The organism is Mycobacterium sp. E802 (assembly GCF_001666875.1).
GTDB lineage: Bacteria > Actinomycetota > Actinomycetes > Mycobacteriales > Mycobacteriaceae > Mycobacterium.
Genome location: NZ_LZJD01000066.1, coordinates 1 through 22,687, shown reverse-complemented (window position 1 = coordinate 22,687; position 22,687 = coordinate 1). Strand labels below are relative to the sequence as shown.

The following is a 22,687-nucleotide window of genomic DNA, read 5'->3' as shown; positions in this document are numbered from 1 at the left end:
CATCCTCACACTCCGACCGGTTCGGCAGTATCCGAGTCGAGAACGGCTCGAAGCCAGCGGACCGTACGCCCGATTCCTTCGGCCAGGTCGATCGCCGGTTCCCAGCCGAGCGACTCGGTGGCCTTGGTCGCATCCAGCGCGATGGCAGGTAGTTCGCCGGTGCGTGCCGGGGCGTACCGAGGTGGCAGCGACCCGTCGAATACCGCCGCCACCAACCGGTGTACGTCGGTGACGCTGGTCTGTTCGCCGGTACCGATGTTGAAGAGGCCGGTGGTCCCGCGTGGCGCGCGGGCAGCGTGCACAAATGCCTCCACGACGTCATCGACGTACACATAGTCGCGGGTTGACGTTCCGTCGCCGTACAAGGTGACCGGGCGTCCTGCGGCGATGGCACTGCCGAAGAGCGCGATGACCCCCGCATCTCCGTGTGGGTTTTGGCGTGGTCCGTAAACATTGGACAGCGCCAGGCAGATCGACTCCATGCCGTACATGGCGGCGTATGCGGTCAAGTAGAGTTCAGCGGCGATCTTGCCGACTGCGTACGGCGACATCGGATCCGCCTTGGCGTTCTCCGTGACAGGCAGGTGGGTCGGCGTTCCGTACCGTGATCCGCCCGATGCCGCGTAGACGATCCGGCGGACATCCGCATGCCGACTCGCCTCGCAGAGGTTGATCGTTCCCAGTATGTTGTTCCGCGCATCGAACAGTGGGTCCTGAACCGACGCCCGGACATCGATCTGCGCGGCAAGATGCATGATGATCTCCGGGTTGGACCCGGCCACAACGGCTTTCAGCTCAGGTGCCTGAATATCGATTCGCAGGAAAGTGAAGCGACCAGGGACCAGCCGGTTCAGCCGGAATGCCTGTTCGAGATTGCGCACATCACCCGTGCACAGATTGTCGACAGCGATCACCTGGTGCCCGTCGGCGAGCAGGCGATCGACGAGATTGGACCCGATGAATCCGGCAGCGCCGGTGACGAGGATTCGCATGATCACTGCCCTATCGATGAGGATGTGGATGGCCGGTTGCGGCCAGCGGAGTCGGCTCTGAATGCAGGTTGTGACCGATCTGTATGGACCCGTTGTGGTTCTGTCGCCCGCTGGGGGCCGCAGGCGCCCGGGTGTCAGTGGAGGCGGGTGTGATCCCGACGCCGCTGTGCATGTCGTGATGTCGCCCTCGGACCACGGTGTTGAGCACCCGCCAGCCATCGCGAACGGCATGCAGATTGGATTTGCCTGCACGGCGCGGCATTTCCAGACTCGGCACTTCGGCGATCCGGAGTCCGGCCTGCATCGCATGGACGGTCATCTCGGCTTCTATCTCGAATCCTGTTGCGGTCAGGTCGAGATGCTCCAGGTAGCGTCGGTGGAATGCACAGAATCCGTAGCAGAGATCCGTGAGATCACCGCCGTAGAGGGTGTTGAACACACCGAGCAGGAAGCGGTTACCCAGTCGGCGAAACCGCGTGATGTCCAACGACCCACCACCGCCCATGAACCGCGAGCCCTTGACGAAGTCATATCCGTTGGCCAGAAAGTGCAGGTAGTGACGGATCTCCTGGGGCGCCATGCTGCCGTCGGCATCCATCATCACGATGACATCGCCAGTTGCGGCGAGGAAGCCGGTTCTCAACGCGCTACCCTTGCCTGCCCCCTCCTGGGCCACCACCTTGACGTCGGGGCGATAGCTGCGGGCGGTCGTCAGTGTGGCATCGGTCGAATCACCGTCGACCAAGATGATCTCGTCGACGTCTGAGGCGATCTGTTCCAGCACCCACGCAATGTTGCGTGCCTCGTTGCGAACCGGGATCACCAGGCTGACGGTGGATGCACGCGGTGCACTGGTAGATGCTGATCCATTGTGGTTGATGGTCGCCAGGTCGGTCATTGAACTACTCCTTCGGAAATCCTCAAGTTGCTTGGATGTTCACCAATCAGGTGTCACTCGACCGTCACCGATTTGGCGAGATTGCGCGGCTTGTCGACGTCGTGACCGAGTGCAAGAGCGAGGTTGCGAGCCAGGATCTGCATGGGTATCACGCTCTCCAGCGGACCCCAGGCATCAACCGGAATTGTGTTGACGGGCATGGTGCTTCCGGCCGCACCAATGGTGATGACGCGTCCACCGCGGGTCTCCACCTCTGCGACGTTGCCGGGCAATTTGGGATCTCCGTTGTCGACGACCACCACCGGCGTGCCCGGGGCAACCAGCGCCAACGGGCCGTGCTTGAGCTCACCGGCTGGGTAATGCTCGGCCCACCGGTAGCTGAGTTCCTTGAGCTTGAGGGCACCTTCGGCCGCGTACGGCAGACCCGAACCCCGCGACATGAAAATGAAACCCGCATCGGTGGTGAGGTCTTCCACTATCGGCGGTACCACACACTTGGCTATGGTCGCGGCCGCCGCGAGCCGATCGGGCAGACGCCTCAGATCGTCGGTGAGCCGCCGGCCAGATCGCACCGAAATTCTCCGCATTGCCACCAATGCCGAGACCATCACCGCCACGCCCGAGACGATCTGACACACAAAGGTCTTGGTGGCAGCCACACCGATTTCTGGCCCTGCTGAACATCCGACGACGGCATCTCCGAGCCGCGACAGCGTGGAATACCGGTTGTTGGTCAGCACCAGCACGGGCGACTCGCCCACGGCCGCAGACTCCACCGCACGCAACACGTCGGCGGTCTCACCGGACTGACTGATCGCCAGGCAAAGCTGAGAAGAGTCGGCGATTTCGGCAGGTGTTTCACTGCCTACCGTGGAAGCTACCGGGATCCCACCGATTGCCCGCACCAGATTGCCGATCACGTTGCCGGCATTCAAGGAAGTGCCGCATCCGATCACTCGCAATCGGTCGAAAGGTGGCAGACCGAGGTCGCGCCAGAACGCCCCGGTGGCGATCTCATCCCCGAGCTCATCGAGCAGTCGGGCCACGGCTTGCGGCTGCTCGTCGATCTCCTTCGCCATGTAGTCGGCGTAACCGTTCAGATCGACGTCGCTGCCTCGCCACACGCACCGAGCGGTATTGCCGCGGTGACCGTCGTCGGTGAGGTCGACGACCTCACCGTCGGCAAGCACACGGAATTCGTCGATCCAATCAGCGATCGCCGCGATGTCACTTGCCGCGAAGTCCCCGCGGTCGGTATGCGCCACCAACAGCGGGGAATCCTTAGCGGCCACTGCGATCCTGCCGGTGGGCTGCTCGAGAACAGCGAGCGCCCAAGAACCCTGGACCCTGACGAGTGCTTTCCGCACTGCCACCAGGAGATCGGCGCAGCAGTTTCGCTCGTGCTCTATCAGGTGGCACAGCACTTCGCTGTCCACGGTCGTCGACAGGTGGTGACCTTGCGCCACCAACATGGCCCGAAGGCTTGCCGCATTCTCGATGATCCCGTTGTGCACCAGGCTGATCTGTCCCGTGCAATCGACGTGAGGGTGCGCATTGCCTTCCGTCACCGACCCGTGGGTCGCCCATCGGGTGTGGCCGATCCCCACGCCGTCGAGCTGGGGGCCGGACCACTTGTCCAGCAGTCTTTCCAGCCCACCGACCCGGTCGATGGTCCGGAGTCGGATGACGTCGCCAGAGGTTGTCCGCAGGGCGACCCCGACGGAGTCGTACCCGCGGTACTCGAGCCGACGTAAACCCAGTCGCAGATAGTCGATTGCAGGACGGTCCGTCCGGCAGGCGATGATGCCGCACATCAGCCGACCCCCCGATCAACGAGCACGATTTCCACCGAACCGGACCCGGAAACTCCGTCGCCAGCGACGTCTTCGCTTGGCCCTGAGCTAACCCCCGCAAACATGACTTCACTATCGAGGCCTGAAAGCCGTTGGTACATGGACCAAGAGAGCGATTTTCGAACTGGACCCCGGACTAGATCTCTGGGGGGATCTCGCCGGCAAGAACCGTCCGGGCCATCGCCGCGGCCTGTGCCCGAGTAGTGACACCGAGCTTGGTGAGCAGGCTGTGCACGTGATTCTTGACGGTATGAACGGCAATGCACAGCTCATCGGCGATGTCCCGATTCGCAAGCCCTAGTTCCAACATCCGGAGGATCTGGATCTCACGAGCCGTGAGGACTAGTTCCTTCGCCTTCGATGGGCGTTGAGACGCGAGCGTGGACAACCGCCGCAACAAGATCGCCGAAACTCTTGGCGAACATAGCGACTCCCCCGCAGCAACCTTGTGTATCAAGGCAAGCAGATCTTGCAGGGTTTCGGTGCGCAGGTGATAACCGGCCACCCCGGCCTCGGCGCAGGCGACGATCTCAGACTCGTCGTCCTCCGATACACCCAGAACGACGACTCGGACTTGGGGCCCCAAGCTCAGCGCGCATCGCAACAGGACCGCGCTGTCACGGGTGCCCATGTTCAACACCACCACTCGAGGCATCCGGGCCTCGAATGCCGCAGTCAAGGTGGGTAGGTCCCAGGCCACCCCGGGCGAGACCGCGCCATGCGACAGAAAGACCCCGACCAGATAATCGCGGTACAACGTGCAGTCATCGACAAGGAGAACCCGCGCGTCGCGGAGCAGACCTCGGCCGTCGACCAGCTCGCTGTAGGCATCCATCCGTCCGCCGAGAACAGGCGGGCGCTCCCAGTCCTGAAGTCCGTCGAGCGACGGCGGCAACATCGACGGTCTGATCGGATGATGCCCGCTACCGCTCGCAGGACCGAGTGCCGACTCAGCCTGGTGCGAGATGATCACCGCGGCTTCGTCCTCAGTCGTCAGCGCCACCGCGCCGCAAGGTGACGAAGTCCGCATATCGACTGCCGTGCCGTCCACTGAAGTGAGACTTTTCAGTTCCGGACCGGAGAGGTTTCCGTCCTCCTCGGAGAGGACGGCATCGGTCGTATCGCTGGCCAAATCGATCGCATGGTCCACGGTCCTTCCTCCGGAGAGGTTTACACCTGATATAGATGTCCCAAAGGTGGGCCGATGGTATGCATTTGCCAGTTTCAGGGTCAACCGTTTCCCACTGCCGTCCTTGGCAAATGTTTCCTTCAGAAAAGCCGATGGACATACCCGAAATACGAGGTTTGAAACCTGCGAGTGCATAGCTGCTGCGAAAGCGAGCTTTAAGGACACCCAGGCGCGTGAAGCCCACTTTTTCGTACCGAAGGTTGGTTTTTCGCCGTATAGGACTGGGCGAAGAGCCTGTCAGTACGCTGCGAAAAAGCTGAACGCAGTACGGTTCAGTCCTCAGCCCTTGAAAACGTCATTCCGGCGCCTGCCGGACTAGCAATGATCTTGAACGTTACAAAGCAACAGCCGAAAATTTGCTGGACCGGACGTACACCCTCCTTGCGGGCGACGACTACATCCGCTTCCAGAGATCGTCCGGGCTGGAATGACGCGGTGCCTCCGGGGCCACCGGAACCGGACCGGGCGCCGGGTGGCTCGGCGCAGCAGGAGCCGCCGCGGCGGGCGGCGCCGACGCCGGCGGAGCCGACGAAACGGGCGGCGCCGAATGCGGGGCGGCCGACGCGGCCCCACCGGAACGGTCGTTCAGCTGAGACTCGCGAGCCTCCAGCCCGGCCTCGCGCCGGTCCTGTGCGGTATCGCGATCGTTCTGCTGTGCCTCGCGGTCGTTTTGTTGCTTGTCCCGCTCGTTGAGCTTGGCTTCGCGTTCGTCCTGCTGCTGTTGGGGGTTCGGCCCACCGGGACCGCCTGGGCCGCCGGGCTGGCCGGCGCCGGGTGCACCGCCGCCGTTCTCGCCGCCGCCCTTGGCGCCTTCCATGGCCTTCATCAACGGCTCCATCAGTGAGCCGAACTGCCCGCCCATCTGACCTGCCATCTGGGCGGGTTGACCGGCCATCTGGCCCATCTGGCCGAGCTGCCCCATCATCTGGCTGAGCTGACCCACACCCTGCCCACCGGACTCGTCAGCCTTCTCGTAGGCCCCTTGGGCGTCAGAGAGCTTGCCGTTGAACATGTTCTCCTTGGCCGACAGCGCTGTCACATTCGTGGTCAGCGACGCCGCCAGGGTCGGCACGATTCCGGCGATCGTCATGCTCATCGCGTCCTCGCCGGGCTGAATCGACGGCAGGTCCGGCAGCTGTACCTCTGCGGGGCTCCAGTTGAGCGCACCGGGAGTTGTGAGCGGACTAGACACCGTTGCCACCTCTTTCTCGCAGAGACAGGTCACCAATCGTCATATTCATCATCGCCATCCCCCAACTCGTGTTCCAACGGAGCCGGAACGGCCAGCCCGGTCGTCGTACCCCCGCCGCCGCCGGCCCGCTGACCCCCGCCCATCATGCCCATACCGCCGCCCATGCCGCCGCCCGCCGCATTGGCGGCGGCCAGCGGCGCGACGCCACCGATCACCGCGGCGCTGGCACCGGGGTCGACCGACACCGGCGCGGTGCTGCCGCCGACCATCTTCGCCAACAAGGGAGTCTGCGGGCTACCGCCACCGGCCCCGCCGGGCAGACCGGCCGACTTCACCAGGCCCGCACCGCTGCTCGGCCCAGACCCACCGGCCAACGGGTGATTCGAGAACGCCGAGAACGGGCTGGCGCCACCGCCGGTGCCCTTCCCACCCGAACCGAGCATCGACGTCAGCTGCTGAAGCGGCTGCGACAGCTGTTGCAACGGCTGGGCGAGCTGCTGAGGAATCTGCCCGGCCATCTGCGGAATCTGCCCCAGCATCTGCGGCAGCTGGCTGATCATCTGCAGCATCTGATCGGCACCCTTTTGCGCGGCCTGCTGTGCCTGGGCGGTGGGTGGGGTGCCGACCTGCGGGAGGTTGGCGATGGTGCTGAGGCTGCTGGCCATCTCGGAGCTGGCCGCCGAAACCGTCGCGATGTTCTGCGAGAGCCCCATCTTGATCCGGCTCTCGATCAGCTCCTGCTTGTTGCTGAACGGCAGCGCCTGCAAAGCCATGACCTCTTGCTGAACCTCTTCGGCCGCGGCGTTGAGCATGGTCTTGGTCTGCACCACGGCTGCGGCCATCTGGGTCAACGCGGTGGCGATGGCCTGCGCCTGTGCGGCATTTGCCTCGTGCCCGGCGATCATTCCGGTCGCCTCACCCGACGCCGCCAGCGAGGCACCGCCCTGCCACTCCCCGGTGAGCTTCGAGAGTTGGCTGGTCTGTTGAGGAACGACGGAGCCGCTGATCTTCGTCGCGACCTTGGTGTACGACGCCGCCGCTGCGGTCAGCTGGTCCTCATCGATATTCGGCCAAGCCGGTCCCTGCAACGTCTGCGACCCGTACGGGCTGCTGTCGCGCGGCATCCCCATGCCACGGCCCCCTTCTACGCGTGGTGCACATCCGGAGCAAACATTACCGTGCCATGCGGCGGTGACAATGCACCTTTTATCCCAAGATCAACCCGGAAGTCGGCACCCCGGTGCCCGCGGTGACCAGCACGTGCTCGACGCCCTCAACCTGGTTCACCGAGGTGCCCCGCAACTGGCGCACACCTTCGGCGATGCCGTTCATGCCATGGATGTAGGCCTCACCGAGCTGACCACCGTGGGTGTTGATCGGCAGCCGGCCACCGATCTCGATGGCACCGTCGGCAATGAAGTCCTTCGCCTCACCCTTGCCGCAGAAGCCGAGCTCCTCGAGCTGGATCAGCGTGTAGGGCGTGAAGTGGTCGTAGAGGACCGCGGTCTGGATGTCGGCGGGCGACAGACCGCTCTGCTCCCAGAGCTGACGTCCCACCAGGCCCATCTCGGGTAGGCCGAGCTCGTCGCGGTAGTACGAGTACATCGTGAACTGGTCGGTGCCTGCGCCCTGGGCGGCCGCCTCGATGATCGCCGGCCGGTGCTTGAGATCCTTGGCCCGCTCGGGGGTGGTGACGACGATGGCCACGCCACCGTCGGTCTCCTGGCAGCAGTCCAGCAGACGCAGCGGCTCGGCGATCCACCGGGAATTCTGGTGATCCTCGATGGTGATCGGCTTGCCGTAGAAGTGCGCCTTCGGATTGTTGGCGGCGTGCTTGCGATCGGCCACCGACACCGCACCGAAATCGGCGCTGGTAGCGCCATATTCGTGCATGTACCGCTGGGCAATCATGGCCACCGAGGCGGCCGGCGTGCTCAACCCGTGCGGGTAGGACCAGCTGTACTCGACGCCGCGCGAATCGGCGTTGACGGTCAGGCCGGTCATCACCTGCCCGAACCGGAACTCCGAGCGCTCATTGAAGGCTCGGTACGCCACAACGACTTCCGCGACACCGGTCGCGACGGCCAGCGCCGCCTGTTGGACGGTCGCTGCCGCGGCACCGCCGCCATAACCGATCTGGCTGAAGAACTTCAGGTCGCCGATCCCGGTGGATCGGGCCACGGCGGTCTCCAGGTTGGAGTCCATCGTGAACGTGACCAGACCGTCGACGTCCGAGGGCGCCAGGCCCGCGTCGTCGAGCGCGTCGAGCACCGCCTCGGCGGCCAGACGCAGTTCACTACGACCGGAGTTCTTGGAGAAGTCGGTGGCACCGATCCCGGCGATCGCTGCCTTGCCGGACAAGCCGCTCATGCCTGGTCTCCCAAAGTAAGCGTGGCCGTGGCGATCACGTGATCGCCGAGGCTGTTGGATCCGGTCACCTTGACGGTCACCACATCATCCTCGATCGCGGTCACCTCACCACGGAACGTCACGGTGTCATATGCGTACCACGGCACGCCGAGGCGCAACCCGATCGACTTGATCCGCGCCGACGGCCCCGCCCAGTCGGTGAGGTACCGCTGGACCAGCCCGGTGTCGGTGAGGATGTTGACGAAGATGTCCTTGGATCCCTTGGCCTGCGCCTTGTCCCGATCGTGGTGCACGTCCTGGTAGTCGCGGGTGGCGATGGCCGTGGACACGATGAACGTCGGGTCTCCGTAGAAGGCGAGCTCGGGCAGCTTCTGCCCGACGGTTGCGACGGGCGCGCTCACTTGGCCGGCTCCCATGCGTAGAGCGTCCATGCCGGGCTGACCTCGCTGTCCGGGAAGTCGATAAAGGTTGCGCGCACGGGCATTCCGATCTCCACCTTGTCGGTGTCCACATTGCGCAGCTCACCGAGCATGCGCACGCCTTCTTCGAGTTCCACCAGCGCGATGACGAACGGCAGGCTGCGGCCCGGCACCTTGGGCGCGTGGTGCACGACATAGCTGAACACCGTGCCGTTGCCCGAGGCCACGACATACTCGATCGGTTCTTCTTTGGCCTGCCACACCGCAGGCACCGGCGGATGCTGCAGCGAGCCGTCCGGACGCTTCTGGATGCGCAGCTCGTGCGCGTTCACACCGTCCCAGAAGAACTGGGTGTCCTTCGACGATGCCGGACGCATCAGCTTGTCCGGGTCGAGGTCCTCGGGAACAGCCGGTTTGTCGGCCGCCCGTGGCTTGAATTTCATGATGCGCCAGTTCATCTCGGCGACAGTCTCGGTCTCACCGACGTCACCGACGGTCCAGGTGATGAGCTGGTTGATGAAGAAGCTTTCACCCAGCGCAGTTTGCTTGGGGCCCACCACGTCGACGATCTCGGCGTGGATGGTGACTTCTTCGCCGGGCTGCAGGTACCGGTGGTAGGTCTGCTCACAGTTCGTCGCGACCACCCCGACATATCCGGCATCGTCGAAGAGCTTCATGATCTTCGACAGCGGATCGTCGTCGGATCGACCCTGACCCAACCCGCCCATCGTCCACACCTGGATCATCGCCGGCGGCGCGACGACGCCGGGATGACCGGCGGCCTTGGCCGCTTCGGCATCGACGTAGATGGGGTTCTTGTCGCCGATGGCGTCGACCCAGTGGTGAATCATCGGCTGGTTCACCGGGTCTCGGCCCGCACGCGGCTCGCTCGTACCGGCCGCCTTGATCTTCTCGATTCCGGCCTGCAGATCACTCATCGGCGTACTCCCCGTCGAAAGTGAAGTTGTTTGCGAGAATCGGACAATTTCTCGCCATCGAGTTCACGCTCGACGTCGTCCACCATCATCGCGGAACCCTCGGCACGCGCAGACCCGACGCCGCAATCATCTCCCGCATCACCTCGTTGACTCCACCACCGAAGGTGATGACCAGGTTGCGCTTGGCCATCTTGTCCAGCCACACCAGCAATTCGGCGGTCTCCGGGTCGGCGGGGTTGCCGTACTTGCCGACGATCTCCTCGGCCAGCCGGCCGACTTCCTGGATCCGTTCGGTGGAGAACACCTTGGTGGCCGCGGCATCGGCCACGGCGATCGTCTCGCCGGAGGCGGCCACCTGCCAGTTGAGCAGCTCGTTGATCCGCCAGATCGACTTGATCTGCCCGAGAAGGCGTTTCACGTCGTCGTGCTCGATCGGGGTGACCCCGTCCGAACCGGGCTTGGACGCCCAGGCGTGCACCTGGTCGTAGATGCCGGCGACGCGGCCGGCCGGGCCCAGACCGACCCGCTCGTGGTTGAGCTGGGTGGTGATGAGCTTCCAGCCGCCGTTCTCCTCCCCGACGAGCATGTCGGCGGGCACGTGCACGTCGTTGTAGTACGACGCGTTGGTGTGGTGCGCACCGTCGGACAGGATGATCGGGGTCCAGGAGTAACCCGGATCCTTGGTGTCGACGATCAGGATCGAGATGCCCTTGTGCTTGGCGGCCGTGGGATCGGTCCGGCAGGCCAGCCAGATGTAGTCGGCATCGTGGGCGCCGGTGGTCCACATCTTCTGCCCGTTGACGATGTACTCATCGCCATGCCGCACCGCGGTGGTGCGCAGCGAGGCCAGGTCCGTTCCGGCGTCGGGCTCGGAGTAGCCGATCGCGAAATGCACGTCACCGGAAAGGATGCCGGGCAGGAACTTCTTCTTCTGCTCCTCGGTGCCCAGCGCCTGCAGGGTGGGGCCCACTGTCTGCAGCGTGACCATCGGCAACGGGATGTCCGCGCGGTTGGCCTCGTTGATGAAGATCTGCTGCTCGACCGGGCCGAAACCCAGACCGCCGTACTCCTTGGGCCAGCCGACACCGAGCTTGCCGTCGCTGCCCATCCGCTTGATCACCGTGCGGTAGGCCTCGTTGTGCCGATCGGACTCCATCGCCTTGGCTTCTTCGGGCGTGATGAGAGTCGAGAAGTATTCGCGCAGTTCGGCTTGTAGCGCCCGCTGTTCGGGCGTCAGATCGATGAACATTTACGCTCCCACCAGGTCGAGGCGATGCGACGGACCACCCAACAACCGGGTCAGATCCTTGATCGAGGAGTAGTAGCGGTCCATCGGGTAGGTGATGTCCATACCCATACCGCCGTGCAGGTGATGGCACAGCCGCATGGCCGGCGCGGCCTGCGAGGTCAGCCAGTAACCCAGGATGCCCAGATCCTCGTCGGCGTCGAGACCTTCCGACAGCCGCCACAGCGCCGACGTGGACACCAAAGAGATTGTCCGCGAGGCGATGTAGACCTCCGACAACTGGGCAGCCACGGTCTGGAACGTCGACAGCGGGCGACCGAACTGCTCGCGGGTGGCCACATAGTCGGCGGTCAACCGCAGGGCACCGGCGACCAATCCGGCCGCGAACGCCCCGGTGACCGCCAGCGCCAACTCGTTGACCCGGTGCGCCGTCGCGCCCTCGAGCACGTCGGCGGCATCCACGGTGACGTCGGCGAAGGTGACGACGTACTCATCCGAACCGTTGGCGGTCGGGGTCTTGGTGACCGTCACACCGTCGGCCGTGGGCGACACGACGACCACCGCGTTGTCGGCGGTGACCACCAGCCACTTGGCCGTCTCGGCATACGGCACACCGGTTTTGGTGCCGTTGAGCTTGCCGTCGGCATAGTTGGCGGAAGGCCGCTCCGGCAGCTGCTGCCCGGGCTCGTTGAGCGCGGCGGAGAGCACCGCACCGGTGGCAACCCCGGACAGATACCGGTCCTGCTGGGCATCGGAGGCCAAATCGAGCAGCGGCACCAGCCCGAGACCGAGGGTGGCCAGCGCCGGGCTGATCGTGCCGTGGCGGCCGATCTCGGTGAGCGCGGTGGACAACTCGGACAGGCCCAGCCCGTCTCCCCCGAGGCGTTCCGGCACTCCCAGCGCCGCAACACCACCGGAAACCAGTGCGTCCCAGGTGTTGTCGCGTTCCAGAACAGAGGTCACCACATCGGCGACAGCCTGCTGCTCCGGGTTCGGTGTGAAATCCACCCGAATCCTCCTCGATTCGTTAGACGATCAATGGCTGACCGGGCACTTACCCGTGTAGTCCACGGGCCAGTGCTTGATACCGTTGAGCCATCCGGACTTCAGCCGCTCCGGCTCGCCGATCGGCTTGAGGTCGGGCATGTGGTCGGCGACGGCGTTGAAGATCAGGTTGATCGTCAGACGGGCCAGGTTGGCGCCGATGCAGTAGTGCGCGCCGGTGCCGCCGAAACCCACATGCGGGTTCGGGTCACGCAGGATGTTGAACGTGTACGGGTCGTCGAACACCGTCTCGTCGAAGTTGGCCGAGCGGTAGGACATCACCACTCGCTCACCGGCCTTGATCTTGACGCCGGCGATCTCGGTGTCCTCGCTGGCGGTGCGCTGGAACGCCGAAACCGGTGTGGCCCAACGGATGATCTCGTCGACGGCGGTCTTGGGACGTTCCTTCTTGAAGAGCTCCCACTGGTCGGGGTTCTGCGAGAACGCGATCATGCCGTGGGTGATCGAGTTGCGACTGGTCTCGTTGCCCGCCACCGCCAGCATGATGACGAAGAAGCCGAACTCGTCGTCAGACAGCTTCTCGCCGTCGATGTCGGCCTGGATCAGCTTGGTGACGATGTCGTCGGTCGGGTTCTTGCCCCGCTCCTCGGCCATCTTCATGGCGTAGGTGATGACCTCGAAGGAGGACATGGCCGGGTCGATGTCGGCATATTCGGGATCGTCGCCGGCGGTCATCTCGTTGGACCAGCGGAACAGCTTGTCGCGATCATCCTGGGGCACACCCAGCAGCTCGGCGATGGCCTGCAGCGGCAGCTCACAGGACACCTGCTCGACGAAGTCGCCGGAGTTGGACGCCGCGGCGTTCTTGGCGATCTGCTGCGCACGGTTGTTCAGCTCGTCCTCGAGGCGCGAGAGCGCACGCGGGGTGAAACCGCGGGAGATGATCTTGCGCAGTCGGGTGTGATGCGGGGCATCCATGTTGAGCAGCACGGCGCGCTGCAGATCGACGGCCTCGCGGGTCATCTCCTGCGGCCACACCGGGATCGCCCCGTTCATCGCGCTGGAGAACACGTCGCTGCGCAGCGAGACGTCCTTGACGTCCTCGTGCCGGGTGACCAGCCAGTAACCCTTGTCGCCGAAGCCGCCGGTGCCGCCGGGCACGTCGACCCAGCGAACGGGCTCGGCCTTGCGCAACTCGGCAAGTTCCTCGACCGGCAGCCCCTTGAGGTTGAGCTCGGAATCGAGGAAGTCGAAGTCCTTGGGGATGTTCGGGCAGCCCATGTGTCTACTCCTTGGGTTTGTAGCAAGCCGTGCGCGTAGCCAGCAATGCTTGAAACAACGTGGTCTAGTACCAATTGAGACCATTGAAACACGGCTTGACCGCAGATCAAAGGTAGTGATGCATCGGCGCTTGTCAGAGTAATGAAACGTGTTCTAGCCTGGCTTCATGGGTAACCCTGTCATCGTCGAAGCCACCCGCAGCCCCATCGGTAAGCGCAACGGCTGGTTGTCCGGTCTGCACGCCACCGAGCTGCTCGGCGCCGTCCAGAAGGCCCTTGTGGAGAAGGCCGGGATTGACGCCGGTCAGGTGGAGCAGGTCATCGGTGGCTGTGTCACGCAGTATGGCGAACAGGCGAACAACGTCACGCGGCAGTCCTGGTTGATCGCCGGCCTGCCCGAGCATGTCGGCGCCACCAGCATCGACTGCCAGTGCGGCAGCGCCCAGCAGGCCAACCACCTGGTCGCCGGATTGATCGCCGCCGGCGCCATCGACATCGGCATCGCCTGCGGCATCGAGGCGATGAGCCGGGTGGGTCTCGGCGCCAACGGTGGCGGCGCCCGGGCGGCCTCGTGGGATATCGACCTGCCCAACCAGTTCGAAGCCGCCGAGCGGATCGCCAAGCGTCGCGGCCTCACCCGCGCGGACGTCGACGCACTCGGCCTGGCCTCGCAGACCCGGGCCAAGCAGGCCTGGGCCGAGGGCCGGTTCGACCGGGAGATCTCCCCGATCGTCGCGCCGGTGATCGACGAGAACAAGCAGCCGACGGCCGAGCTGAACACCGTCAGCCGCGACCAGGGTCTGCGCGACACCACCGCCGAAGGCTTGGCCTCGCTGAAGCCGGTGATGGAAGGTGGTATCCACACCGCGGGCACATCGTCGCAGATCTCCGACGGTGCGGCCGCCGTGCTGTGGATGGACGAAGACAAGGCGAAGGCCCTCGGCCTGAAGCCGCGGGCACGCATCGTCGCGCAGGCCAACGTCGGCGCCGAGACCTTCTACCACCTCGACGGCCCGGTGCAGTCCACCGCCAGGGTGCTGGAGAAGGCCGGCATGAAGCTCGGCGACATCGACCTGGTCGAGATCAACGAGGCCTTCGCCTCCGTCGTGCTGTCGTGGGCGCAGGTGCACGGCGCCGACATGGACAAGGTCAACGTCAACGGCGGTGCGATCGCCCTGGGACACCCCGTCGGGTCGACCGGTTCACGGTTGATCACGACGGCGCTGCACGAGTTGGAGCGCACCGGCAAGAGCACCGCGCTGATCACCATGTGCGCCGGCGGAGCGCTGTCCACCGGAACGATCATCGAGCGCATCTAGTGGCATTCAGTGAAGCCCAGCGCATCGCGGCCGCACAGGCCTACATCGATGCGCTGGCCAGCCACGATGCCAGTGCGGTGCCGTTCGCACCGCACTGCACGCGCACCGAGATCGGCTTGAAGACAGGCTTTTCCGGCAAGCAGATGCGCCGCGATCTGGATCGCGGCCCGCAGTACCGGGTGATCAAGTCGATCTCGACGCCGGAGTTCACGGTGTCCGGCGACGAGATCCGGGCCCGGTTCGAATTGCTGACCAAGCCGACGCTGGCCGGTCGGCGCGTCGGCGCCCGCATCGATGAGACGTTCGTGATCCCGGAATCCGACGGTCAGATCCATCGGATCACAGCCAGCATCCGGCCCTTCATCGCACGTTAAGGTCACTCATGCCCGAGACTCCCCGCCCGCTGTCCCCCAAGCAGGTCGAACGCCTCAACGCGAAATCGACCGGCACCGCGATCAAATGGATGTCGCGGGCGCAGACCTGGATCTTCAAGAAGTCCGGTGGGCGCCTGGGCGACAAATTCCTGCGGGGCGCCCAGGTCGGCATCTTGACCACGATCGGGCGCAAGTCGGGCGAGGAACGCGACAGTCCGTTGCTGTATCTGCAGGAGGGCAAGCGCATCGTGCTCGTCGCTTCGCAGGGTGGCCGGGCGACCAACCCGATGTGGTACCTGAACCTGGTGGCCAATCCCAAGGTGAAGTTCCAGACCAAGCACGAGACGCTTGAGCTCACCGCACGCGACGCCACCGATACCGAACGCGACGAGTACTGGCCCAAGTTGGACGCGATGTATGCCGACTTCGCGAACTACCGGTCCTACACCGACCGCAAGATCCCGATCGTCATCTGCGACCCGGCCTGACGCTGCGACCGCACCACGCCCTCGGACTTTTGTCCGGGGGCGTTTTGCGTTGTCAGCGGCCGCGGAACCGGTGAATTACGAAACTGTCCGTAGCTGAATTGACGGGTGAACACAATTTTGATTATGTTCTGTGAGCCCGCCCACAGTGAACGGCAAGTGAGCGGCAGCCCACATTTTCGTGAACCGATGGAGACCCTATGCAACGACCCACCCGCCGCCGCCGGGCTGCCGGTGCCGCCGCGACCACGCTGACCGCCTGCTCGTTGTTCGCGGCCGCGACTCTGCCTGCCGCCGCCATGACCGTGACGTTCATCCGGCATGCCGAGTCACAGGCCAACGCCTCGGGCTACATCGATACCAGCACACCCGGGCCGCATCTGACCAATGACGAGGTCGACCAGACCGGCGGACTGACCGGCGAGGAGCAGGCACAGGCGTGGGCCGATGGCCAGTCCGCCACCGCGTTCGACGCGCTCTACGCCTCGACCATGATCCGCACCCAGGAGACCGCGGCGCCATTCGCCGAGAAGAGCGGCTTGCCGGTGACGATCCTGGGCTCCTACGATCCGACCCGCCCGCAGCGGAACTCCGGCGTCCAGGAAATCAGTGCGGGCATTTTCGAGGGCTTGTCCGAAAAGGAGGGCGTCGGCCGCATCGGCTACATCCTCGCCCCGTTGGCCTGGACGTTGGGCTTGCAGTTCGTCTCGGTGCCCGGCGGGGAGAGCGGCCTGGAGTTCAACGAGCGGGTGACGAACGCGCTTGCCGACGTCGAGGCCAACACCACCGACACCAACGGCGACCACCAGATCGACGCCGCGGTCTTCTCCCACGGCGCCACCATCATGATGTGGACGTTGATGAACGTCGACAATCCGAGCTTGACGCTCCTGGCGAACACGCTGGACAACACCGACACCGTGGTGGTCACGCAGAACGATGACGGCAGTTGGCATCTGGTGAGCTGGAACGGCCAAGAAGTCGGCGAGGCCGACTATGCGACCAAGATGTTCGTCAACGTACGCGATCTGATCGTGGCGCCCCAGAAGGCGATCTACGACATGCGCCTGCCTGTCCTGTCGTTCGACCCTGAGTCCATTGCGGACGCCGGCGCCAAGGGCATTCAGGATGTCGGCAAGGCGACGGTGAAGTTCGTCAGCGATTCGATCAACGACACCGTCGAGGCGATCGCCGGCATTCCCGGCTCGCTGAACAAGTCCACATCGCAGCAGTCCAAGGTCGGGATCCAGAACACTGCCGCCCAGACCGATGAGCCGGTTGCCGACAAGGCCACCGAGCCGACGGTCGAGCAGGACGTCGAGCAGGTGACCGAGAACGTCAGCAACGAGGTCACCGAAAAGGCAGCTGCGCGCACCACATTGGTGCAGAACAGGATCTCGAGTACCCGTACCGCCAACGGTGCGACCAAGCTGGTCGCAGGCAACAAGGTGGAGCCGGGCAAGGCACTGTCCGCGATGCGAGACCGGGCCGATCGCGCTTCAGACGAGGTGCGCAGCGGGATCGAGTCCTCGGTCCAGCGCGCCCGCGAGACCGTCAAGAAGCTCGCCGGTGCCGACAAGCAGGACAAGAAGGACGGCAAGGCCGGCGAGAAGGCGAAGTCCGCCGGTAAGGACGCCGCCTGATCTGCCGACCAGACGTAAACCGGTACCAAATCGCTTGATTTGGTACCGGTTTGCGTCTGCTCGCGGGAGGAAAATTAGGCGCCGTAGACGGGGACTGCCGGGCGGGCTTTGGCCAACAGGTCATTGACGACGGGGCCCAGCTCGGCCGGATCCCACTTGGCGCCCTTGTCGATCTCGGGGCCATGCGCCCAGCCCTCGGCGACGCGGATCTTGCCGCCCTCGACCTCGAACACCTTGCCGGTCACGTCCTTGGACTCGACACTGCCCAACCACACCAGCAGCGGTGAGACGTTCTCCGGAGCCATGGCGTCGAAGGCCTGGTCCTGGGTGGCCATCATGTCGGCGAACACGGTCTCGGTCATCCGGGTGCGCGCCGAGGGTGCGATGGCGTTGACGCTGACGCCGTAACGGCCCATCTCCGCGGCGGCGACCAAGGTGAGTGCGGCGATGCCGGCCTTGGCGGCGCTGTAATTCGCCTGTCCCACACTGCCTTGCAGACCGGCGCCCGAGCTGGTGTTGATGATGCGGGCATCAACAGTGTTGCCCGCCTTGGACTGGGCGCGCCAGTACGCGGCGGCGTGCTTCATGGTGGCGAAGTGCCCCTTGAGGTGCACGGCGGTGACGGCGTCGAACTCCTCCTCGGAGGTGTTTGCGAACATCCGGTCGCGCACGATGCCGGCATTGTTCACGAGAACGTCGAGCCCGCCGAAGGAATCGACCGCAGTCTGGATCAGGGCCTCGGCCTGTGCCCAGTCCGCGACGTTGGAGCCGTTGGCGACGGCTTCGCCTCCGGCGGCAACGATCTCGTCGACCACGCTCTGAGCGGCGCTACCACCGCCGGCCGGCGAGCCGTCCAGACCCACGCCGATGTCGTTGACCACGACGCGTGCACCTTCGGCCGCAAACGCCAGCGCGTGTGCGCGGCCCAGGCCGCCGCCGGCGCCCGTCACGATGACCACCCGGCCGTCCAGAAGTCCCATGTGAGTGTGTCTCCTTCTATTTGATGTCTGCTGTAGTGGTCGACAGGTAATGCGGCGGTTCGCCGCCGCCGTGCACCTCCAGCGAGGCGCCGCTGATGTACGAGGCCGCAGCCGACGACAAAAACGCCGTGGCCCAGCCAATGTCGGCCGGCTTGGCCAGGCGTCCCAACGGCACGTTGCGCGAGATGGCCGCGATGGACTCGGCGTCGCCGTAGAACAGTTCGGACTGCTCGGTCTCGACCATGCCGACGACGACCGAGTTCACCCGGACCTTCGGCGCCCACTCCACGGCCAGCGTGGACGTGAGGTTGTCGATGCCGGCCTTCGCCGCACCGTAGGCCGCGGTGCCCGGCGTCGGGCGGTGGCCACTGACGCTGGAGATGTTGACGATGGAGCCGCCGGAGTCCTGCTGCTGCATCACGGCATTGGCGTGCGTAGACACCGAGAGTGCGCCGATCAGGTTCAGCTCGATGATCTTGGTGCTGAACTTCGCCGACGCGTCGGCGGCGAGCACATACGGCGAGCCGCCGGCATTGTTGACGACCACATCGAGACGGCCGTGCTTGTCGACGACGGCGTCGATCAGCGCCTTCACCGAGTCGTCATCCCGGATGTCGCAGCTGTGGAACTCGTAGGGCAGTCCCTCAACCGGACGACGTGCGCAGGTCACCACGGTGGCGCCCTGACCGGCGAAAACCGCGCTGATGCCAGCGCCAACCCCTCGCACTCCGCCGGTTACCAGGACCACCTTGCCGGCCAAACCCAAATTGATTGCACCGGCTTCTGGCGTATCGGTCACTGTGCTAGCGTACCAAGCAAGTGCTTGCTTAGGTAGCGACCCCTCCAGGAAGTGGATTGATGACGATCACCACCAAGACAGTCGAACCGGGCATCGTCTCGGTCACCGTCAACTACCCCCCGGTCAACGCCATCCCGTCGGCCGGCTGGTTCGAACTCGGCGATGCCATCACTGCCGCCGGCCGCGACCGCAGCACCCACGTGGTGATCCTGCGGGCCGAGGGCCGCGGGTTCAACGCCGGCGTGGACATCAAGGAAATGCAGAACACCGAGGGCTTCACCGCACTCATCGACGCCAACCGCGGCTGCTACCACGCATTCAAGGCCGTGTACGAGTGCGAGGTCCCAGTAGTGGCCGCAGTCAACGGCTTCTGCGTCGGTGGCGGCATCGGCCTGGTCGGCAACGCCGACGTGATCGTCGCCTCCGACGACGCCAAGTTCGGGCTGCCCGAAGTGGAACGTGGAGCGTTGGGCGCCGCGACCCACCTGTCCCGGCTGGTCCCCCAGCACCTGATGCGCCGCTTGTTCTTCACTGCCGCGACCGTTCCCGCCGAAACCCTGCATCACTTCGGATCGGTGCACGAGGTGGTCCCGCGCGAGGAGCTCGACGAGGCCGCGCTGCGCGTCGCCCGCGACATCGCCAGCAAGGACACCCGGGTGATCCGGGCGGCCAAGGAGGCCTTGAACTTCATCGACGTGCAGCCTGTCAACGCGCGGTACCGCATGGAGCAGGGTTTCACCTTCGAACTGAACCTGTCCGGTGTGTCCGACGAACACCGTGACGAATTCGCGGGGACCAACAAGGGGTCGAAATAATGGCAGACAAGACAACAACTCTGGAAGCGGCGGTCGCCGAGATCGAAAGCGGCATGACCATCGGCATCGGCGGCTGGGGCTCGCGGCGCAAGCCGATGGCCTTCGTCCGCGCCCTGCTGCGCACCGACGTCAAGGACCTGACCGTGGTCACCTACGGCGGGCCTGACCTGGGCCTGCTGTGTTCGGCCGGCAAGGTCAAGCGCGTCTACTACGGCTTCGTCTCGCTGGACTCGCCGCCGTTCTACGACCCGTGGTTCGCGCGCCGTCGCACCGAAGGCGCCATCGAGGCCCGCGAGATGGACGAGGGCATGCTGCGTTGCGGGCTGCAGGCAGCCGCCCAGCGGTTGCCGTTCCTGCCGATCCGCGCCGGACTCGGCAGCGACGTCCGCGCGTTCTGGGGCGACGAACTCAAGACCGTGACGTCGCCGTACCAGACCGACGGGGCCTATGAGGAACTCATCGCGATGCCCGCGCTGAACCTCGACGCGGCGTTCGTGCACATGAATCTCGGTGACGCCCAGGGCAATGCGGCCTACACCGGTATCGACCCGTACTTCGACGACCTGTTCTTGATGTCGGCCCAGCGCCGCTTCCTGTCCGTCGAGCGCGTGGTCTCCACCGAGGAACTGGTCAAAGCCGTTCCGACGCAGGCCCTTCTGATCAACCGGATGATGGTCGACTCCGTGGTGGAGGCACCCAACGGTGCCCACTTCACCACCAACGAGCCCGATTACCGACGTGACGAGAAGTTCCAGCGCCACTACGCCGAGGCCGCAGGCTCTGACGAGACCTGGGCTGAGTTCGTCAAGACGTACCTGTCCGGCAGTGAGGACGATTACCAGGCCGCGGTGCGCAAGTTCGCCGAGGATCAGAAGGCAGCCAAGGAGGCCGCAAAGTGAGTGACGTGACCCGCGCCGAGGTATGCGCCGTCGCCTGCGCCGAACTGTTCCGCGACGCCGGCGAGATCATGGCCAGCCCCATGACCACCGTCGTCCAGATCGGAGCCCGGCTGGCCCGGCTGACTTTCTCCCCCGACATCGTGCTGACCGACGGTGAGGCCCGGATCATGGCCGACACCCCGGCTATCGGCGGCTCCTTCACCGTCGAGGGCTGGATGCCGTTCAACCGAGTTTTCGAGACCCTGGCCTGGGGCAAGCGCCATGTGGTGATGGGCGCCAACCAGATCGACCGCTACGGCAACCAGAACCTGTCGGCCTTCGGCCCGATCCAGCACCCGACCCGGCAGATGTTCGGCGTGCGCGGTGCGCCGGGCAACAGCATCAACCACGCCACCAGTTACTTCGTCGGCAACCACTCCAAGCGGGTGTTCTGCGAGTCGGTGGACATCGTCTCCGGAATCGGCTGGGACAAGGTTGATCCCGCCAATCCGGCCTACCGGTTCGCCAACATCTACCGCGTGGTGTCCAACCTGGGCGTGTTCGACTTCAACGGCCCCGACCACCAGATGCGCGCGGTGTCGTTGCATCCCGGCGTCGAGGCTCAGCAGGTCGCCGACAACACCTCCTTCGAGGTGCACGGGCTTGACAGCGCCGAAGAAACCCGGATGCCGACAGACGAAGAGCTCACGCTCCTGCGCGAGACCATCGATCCGAAATCGTTGCGCGACAAAGAGGTAAAGGCCTAACCCATGGGCAAGCTCAAGACTCCGCTGACCGAACTGGTCGGCATCGAGCATCCGGTCGTCCAAACCGGCATGGGCTGGGTGGCCGGTGCGCGACTGGTTGCCGCAACCTCCAACGCCGGCGGGCTCGGCATCCTGGCGTCAGCGACCATGACGCTCGAGGAACTGCAGACCGCCGTGACCAAGGTCAAGGCCGCCACCGACAAACCCTTCGGCATCAACATGCGTGCCGATGCGGGCGATGCCGGTGCGCGCGTCGACCTCCTGATCCGCGAAGGAGTCAAAGTCGCCTCCTTCGCTCTGGCTCCCAAGCCCGAGCTGATCGCCAAGCTCAAAGACGCAGGCGTCGTGGTGATCCCGTCGGTCGGCGCGGCCAAGCACGCCAAGAAGGTGGCCGGCTGGGGTGCCGACGCGGTCATCGTGCAGGGCGGTGAAGGCGGCGGCCACACCGGCCCCGTCGCCACCACCCTGCTGCTGCCCTCGGTGCTCGACGCGGTGAAGGACACCGGCATGCCGGTGATCGCCGCGGGGGGCTTCTTCGACGGCCGCGGCCTGGCCGCTGCCTTGTCGTATGGCGCCGCTGGGGTTGCCATGGGGACCCGGTTCCTGCTGACCTCTGATTCCACCGTGCCCGACGCGGTCAAGCAGCGGTACCTGCAGGCCGCACTGGACGGCACCGTGGTCTCTACCCGTGTCGACGGCATGCCGCACCGCGTGCTGCGCACCGGCCTGGTGGAGAAGCTCGAAAGCGGCTCAGGGGTTCGCAGCCTCGCCGCCGCGGTCGGCAACGCCCAGAAGTTCAAGAAGTATTCGGGGATGTCCTGGCTTTCGATCGTCAAGGACGGACTGGCCATGCGGGAGGGCAAGGAACTCACCTGGTCGCAGATCGTCATGAAGGCCAACACAGCGATGCTTTTGAAAGCCGGTCTCGTGGATGGCAACACCGACGCCGGTGTGCTGGCCTCTGGACAGGTGGCCGGCATCATCAACGACCTCCCATCCTGCGCGGAGCTGGTCGAAAAGATCGTCGACGACGCCGTCGCGCATCTGCGCGCTGCTTCGTCGTTTGTGGTCGAGTAACGGGTCTGCACGGGGCGCGGCGTGTCACGCAACCCGCATGGCGTGTCGCGCGACCAGACGCGGGGTCGAGTTGCCCGCCTGTTAGCGACTTTTCAGCGACAATCGCCACGCTGATCTCGTTGCGCCTCACCAATTCCATTGTCGCTCGGCGATTTTGACACTCGCACA

At 65.0% G+C, this 22,687-nt stretch carries 22 protein-coding genes; 8 read left to right on the top strand and 14 right to left on the bottom strand.

The window, feature by feature from the left end:
- Positions 1-5: 5 nt before the first annotated feature.
- From A5699_RS09830 to A5699_RS09775, 12 genes are all read right to left on the bottom strand, one after another.
- On the bottom strand, positions 6-992 hold the full coding sequence (locus A5699_RS09830; protein WP_067768690.1) for an NAD-dependent epimerase/dehydratase family protein: 987 nt from the start codon (positions 990-992) through the stop codon (positions 6-8).
- Between the two features lie 10 nt (positions 993-1,002).
- Positions 1,003-1,890: a glycosyltransferase family 2 protein gene (locus A5699_RS09825; protein ID WP_082957644.1), complete on the bottom strand. Its 888-nt coding sequence runs from the start codon at positions 1,888-1,890 to the stop codon at positions 1,003-1,005.
- 53 nt (positions 1,891-1,943) lie between these two features.
- Positions 1,944-3,704 carry a glutamine--fructose-6-phosphate transaminase (isomerizing) gene (glmS, locus tag A5699_RS09820; RefSeq protein ID WP_067768655.1) on the bottom strand — a complete coding sequence of 587 codons (1,761 nt, stop codon included), beginning with the start codon at positions 3,702-3,704 and terminating at the stop codon, positions 1,944-1,946.
- 175 nt (positions 3,705-3,879) lie between these two features.
- The gene (locus tag A5699_RS30250) at positions 3,880-5,067 is read right to left on the bottom strand and encodes a LuxR C-terminal-related transcriptional regulator (RefSeq protein WP_369806680.1); all 1,188 of its coding nucleotides are present in this window, start codon (positions 5,065-5,067) and stop codon (positions 3,880-3,882) included.
- 259 nt (positions 5,068-5,326) lie between these two features.
- Entirely contained in the window at positions 5,327-6,124 is a 798-nt protein-coding gene (locus tag A5699_RS09810; RefSeq protein ID WP_067768686.1) for a hypothetical protein, read from the bottom strand.
- 29 nt (positions 6,125-6,153) lie between these two features.
- Positions 6,154-7,254, bottom strand: a complete 1,101-nt coding sequence (locus A5699_RS09805) for a hypothetical protein (protein WP_067768653.1) — start codon at positions 7,252-7,254, stop codon at positions 6,154-6,156.
- Positions 7,255-7,330: 76 nt separating this feature from the next.
- On the bottom strand, positions 7,331-8,494 hold the full coding sequence (locus A5699_RS09800; RefSeq protein ID WP_067768651.1) for a lipid-transfer protein: 1,164 nt from the start codon (positions 8,492-8,494) through the stop codon (positions 7,331-7,333).
- Positions 8,491-8,910: a MaoC family dehydratase gene (locus tag A5699_RS09795; protein ID WP_142254169.1), complete on the bottom strand. Its 420-nt coding sequence runs from the start codon at positions 8,908-8,910 to the stop codon at positions 8,491-8,493. Before A5699_RS09795 ends, A5699_RS09800 begins: the two co-directional genes overlap by 4 nt.
- Positions 8,892-9,851, bottom strand: a complete 960-nt coding sequence (locus tag A5699_RS09790; protein ID WP_067768646.1) for a bifunctional MaoC family dehydratase N-terminal/OB-fold nucleic acid binding domain-containing protein — start codon at positions 9,849-9,851, stop codon at positions 8,892-8,894. The genes A5699_RS09795 and A5699_RS09790 overlap by 19 nt, the downstream gene beginning before the upstream one ends.
- Before the next feature lie 85 nt (positions 9,852-9,936).
- Positions 9,937-11,100, bottom strand: coding sequence for an acyl-CoA dehydrogenase FadE29 (gene fadE29 / locus A5699_RS09785; RefSeq protein ID WP_067768644.1), 1,164 nt, complete (start codon positions 11,098-11,100; stop codon positions 9,937-9,939).
- Positions 11,101-12,105 (bottom strand): acyl-CoA dehydrogenase family protein, encoded by a 1,005-nt coding sequence (locus A5699_RS09780; protein ID WP_067768642.1) that lies wholly within the window; start codon positions 12,103-12,105, stop codon positions 11,101-11,103.
- Between the two features lie 27 nt (positions 12,106-12,132).
- A complete protein-coding gene (locus tag A5699_RS09775; protein WP_067768640.1) occupies positions 12,133-13,383 on the bottom strand; it encodes a cytochrome P450 in 1,251 nt (416 codons plus the stop codon).
- A gap of 166 nt (positions 13,384-13,549) precedes the next feature.
- Between A5699_RS09775 and A5699_RS09770 the strand changes: the two genes are divergently transcribed.
- The 4 genes from A5699_RS09770 (at position 13,550) to A5699_RS09755 (ending at position 17,203) form a co-directional block, all read left to right on the top strand.
- The gene (locus tag A5699_RS09770; RefSeq protein ID WP_067768638.1) at positions 13,550-14,701 is read left to right on the top strand and encodes a steroid 3-ketoacyl-CoA thiolase; all 1,152 of its coding nucleotides are present in this window, start codon (positions 13,550-13,552) and stop codon (positions 14,699-14,701) included.
- Positions 14,701-15,075 (top strand): hypothetical protein, encoded by a 375-nt coding sequence (locus A5699_RS09765; protein WP_067768636.1) that lies wholly within the window; start codon positions 14,701-14,703, stop codon positions 15,073-15,075. Before A5699_RS09770 ends, A5699_RS09765 begins: the two co-directional genes overlap by 1 nt.
- An 8-nt stretch (positions 15,076-15,083) precedes the next feature.
- Positions 15,084-15,563: a nitroreductase family deazaflavin-dependent oxidoreductase gene (locus A5699_RS09760; protein WP_067768634.1), complete on the top strand. Its 480-nt coding sequence runs from the start codon at positions 15,084-15,086 to the stop codon at positions 15,561-15,563.
- A gap of 197 nt (positions 15,564-15,760) precedes the next feature.
- Positions 15,761-17,203 (top strand): histidine phosphatase family protein, encoded by a 1,443-nt coding sequence (locus tag A5699_RS09755; protein ID WP_067768631.1) that lies wholly within the window; start codon positions 15,761-15,763, stop codon positions 17,201-17,203.
- A 74-nt stretch (positions 17,204-17,277) separates the two neighbouring features.
- On the opposite strand, the gene A5699_RS09750 is transcribed toward A5699_RS09755, so the two are convergent.
- Both A5699_RS09750 and A5699_RS09745 read right to left on the bottom strand, forming a co-directional pair.
- Positions 17,278-18,183 (bottom strand): SDR family oxidoreductase, encoded by a 906-nt coding sequence (locus A5699_RS09750; RefSeq protein WP_067768629.1) that lies wholly within the window; start codon positions 18,181-18,183, stop codon positions 17,278-17,280.
- A 16-nt stretch (positions 18,184-18,199) separates the two neighbouring features.
- Positions 18,200-18,982: an SDR family oxidoreductase gene (locus A5699_RS09745; RefSeq protein ID WP_067768627.1), complete on the bottom strand. Its 783-nt coding sequence runs from the start codon at positions 18,980-18,982 to the stop codon at positions 18,200-18,202.
- 59 nt (positions 18,983-19,041) lie between these two features.
- Here A5699_RS09745 and echA20 point away from each other — a divergent pair, with 59 nt between their 5' ends.
- Genes echA20 through ipdC form a run of 4 tightly spaced genes read left to right on the top strand, consistent with a single transcriptional unit; the run spans position 19,042 to position 22,519 of the window.
- Complete coding sequence (gene echA20 / locus A5699_RS09740; RefSeq protein ID WP_067768625.1) at positions 19,042-19,797, top strand: (7aS)-7a-methyl-1,5-dioxo-2,3,5,6,7,7a-hexahydro-1H-indene-carboxyl-CoA hydrolase; 756 nt, start codon at positions 19,042-19,044, stop codon at positions 19,795-19,797.
- On the top strand, positions 19,797-20,696 hold the full coding sequence (gene ipdA / locus A5699_RS09735) for a cholesterol ring-cleaving hydrolase subunit IpdA (protein ID WP_067768623.1): 900 nt from the start codon (positions 19,797-19,799) through the stop codon (positions 20,694-20,696). The genes echA20 and ipdA overlap by 1 nt, the downstream gene beginning before the upstream one ends.
- Positions 20,693-21,442 (top strand): cholesterol ring-cleaving hydrolase subunit IpdB, encoded by a 750-nt coding sequence (ipdB, locus tag A5699_RS09730; protein WP_067768621.1) that lies wholly within the window; start codon positions 20,693-20,695, stop codon positions 21,440-21,442. Before ipdA ends, ipdB begins: the two co-directional genes overlap by 4 nt.
- A 3-nt stretch (positions 21,443-21,445) precedes the next feature.
- Positions 21,446-22,519, top strand: coding sequence for a (3aS,4S,5R,7aS)-5-hydroxy-7a-methyl-1-oxo-octahydro-1H-indene-4-carboxyl-CoA dehydrogenase (gene ipdC / locus A5699_RS09725; protein WP_067768619.1), 1,074 nt, complete (start codon positions 21,446-21,448; stop codon positions 22,517-22,519).
- Positions 22,520-22,687: the final 168 nt, after the last annotated feature.

Bases quoted from the DNA above. Each gene is read 5' to 3' on its own strand.
- A5699_RS09830 (WP_067768690.1), bottom strand. From the start codon at position 992: ATGCGAATCCTCGTCACCGGCGCTGCCGGATTCATCGGGTCCAATCTC.
- A5699_RS09825 (WP_082957644.1), bottom strand. From the start codon at position 1,890: ATGACCGACCTGGCGACCATCAACCACAATGGATCAGCATCTACCAGT.
- glmS (WP_067768655.1), bottom strand. From the start codon at position 3,704: ATGTGCGGCATCATCGCCTGCCGGACGGACCGTCCTGCAATCGACTAT.
- A5699_RS30250 (WP_369806680.1), bottom strand. From the start codon at position 5,067: ATGCACTCGCAGGTTTCAAACCTCGTATTTCGGGTATGTCCATCGGCT.
- A5699_RS09805 (WP_067768653.1), bottom strand. From the start codon at position 7,254: ATGGGGATGCCGCGCGACAGCAGCCCGTACGGGTCGCAGACGTTGCAG.
- A5699_RS09800 (WP_067768651.1), bottom strand. From the start codon at position 8,494: ATGAGCGGCTTGTCCGGCAAGGCAGCGATCGCCGGGATCGGTGCCACC.
- A5699_RS09795 (WP_142254169.1), bottom strand. From the start codon at position 8,910: ATGGGAGCCGGCCAAGTGAGCGCGCCCGTCGCAACCGTCGGGCAGAAG.
- A5699_RS09790 (WP_067768646.1), bottom strand. From the start codon at position 9,851: ATGAGTGATCTGCAGGCCGGAATCGAGAAGATCAAGGCGGCCGGTACG.
- fadE29 (WP_067768644.1), bottom strand. From the start codon at position 11,100: ATGTTCATCGATCTGACGCCCGAACAGCGGGCGCTACAAGCCGAACTG.
- A5699_RS09775 (WP_067768640.1), bottom strand. From the start codon at position 13,383: ATGGGCTGCCCGAACATCCCCAAGGACTTCGACTTCCTCGATTCCGAG.
- A5699_RS09770 (WP_067768638.1), top strand. From the start codon at position 13,550: ATGGGTAACCCTGTCATCGTCGAAGCCACCCGCAGCCCCATCGGTAAG.
- A5699_RS09760 (WP_067768634.1), top strand. From the start codon at position 15,084: ATGCCCGAGACTCCCCGCCCGCTGTCCCCCAAGCAGGTCGAACGCCTC.
- A5699_RS09755 (WP_067768631.1), top strand. From the start codon at position 15,761: ATGCAACGACCCACCCGCCGCCGCCGGGCTGCCGGTGCCGCCGCGACC.
- A5699_RS09750 (WP_067768629.1), bottom strand. From the start codon at position 18,183: ATGGGACTTCTGGACGGCCGGGTGGTCATCGTGACGGGCGCCGGCGGC.
- echA20 (WP_067768625.1), top strand. From the start codon at position 19,042: ATGACGATCACCACCAAGACAGTCGAACCGGGCATCGTCTCGGTCACC.
- ipdA (WP_067768623.1), top strand. From the start codon at position 19,797: ATGGCAGACAAGACAACAACTCTGGAAGCGGCGGTCGCCGAGATCGAA.
- ipdC (WP_067768619.1), top strand. From the start codon at position 21,446: ATGGGCAAGCTCAAGACTCCGCTGACCGAACTGGTCGGCATCGAGCAT.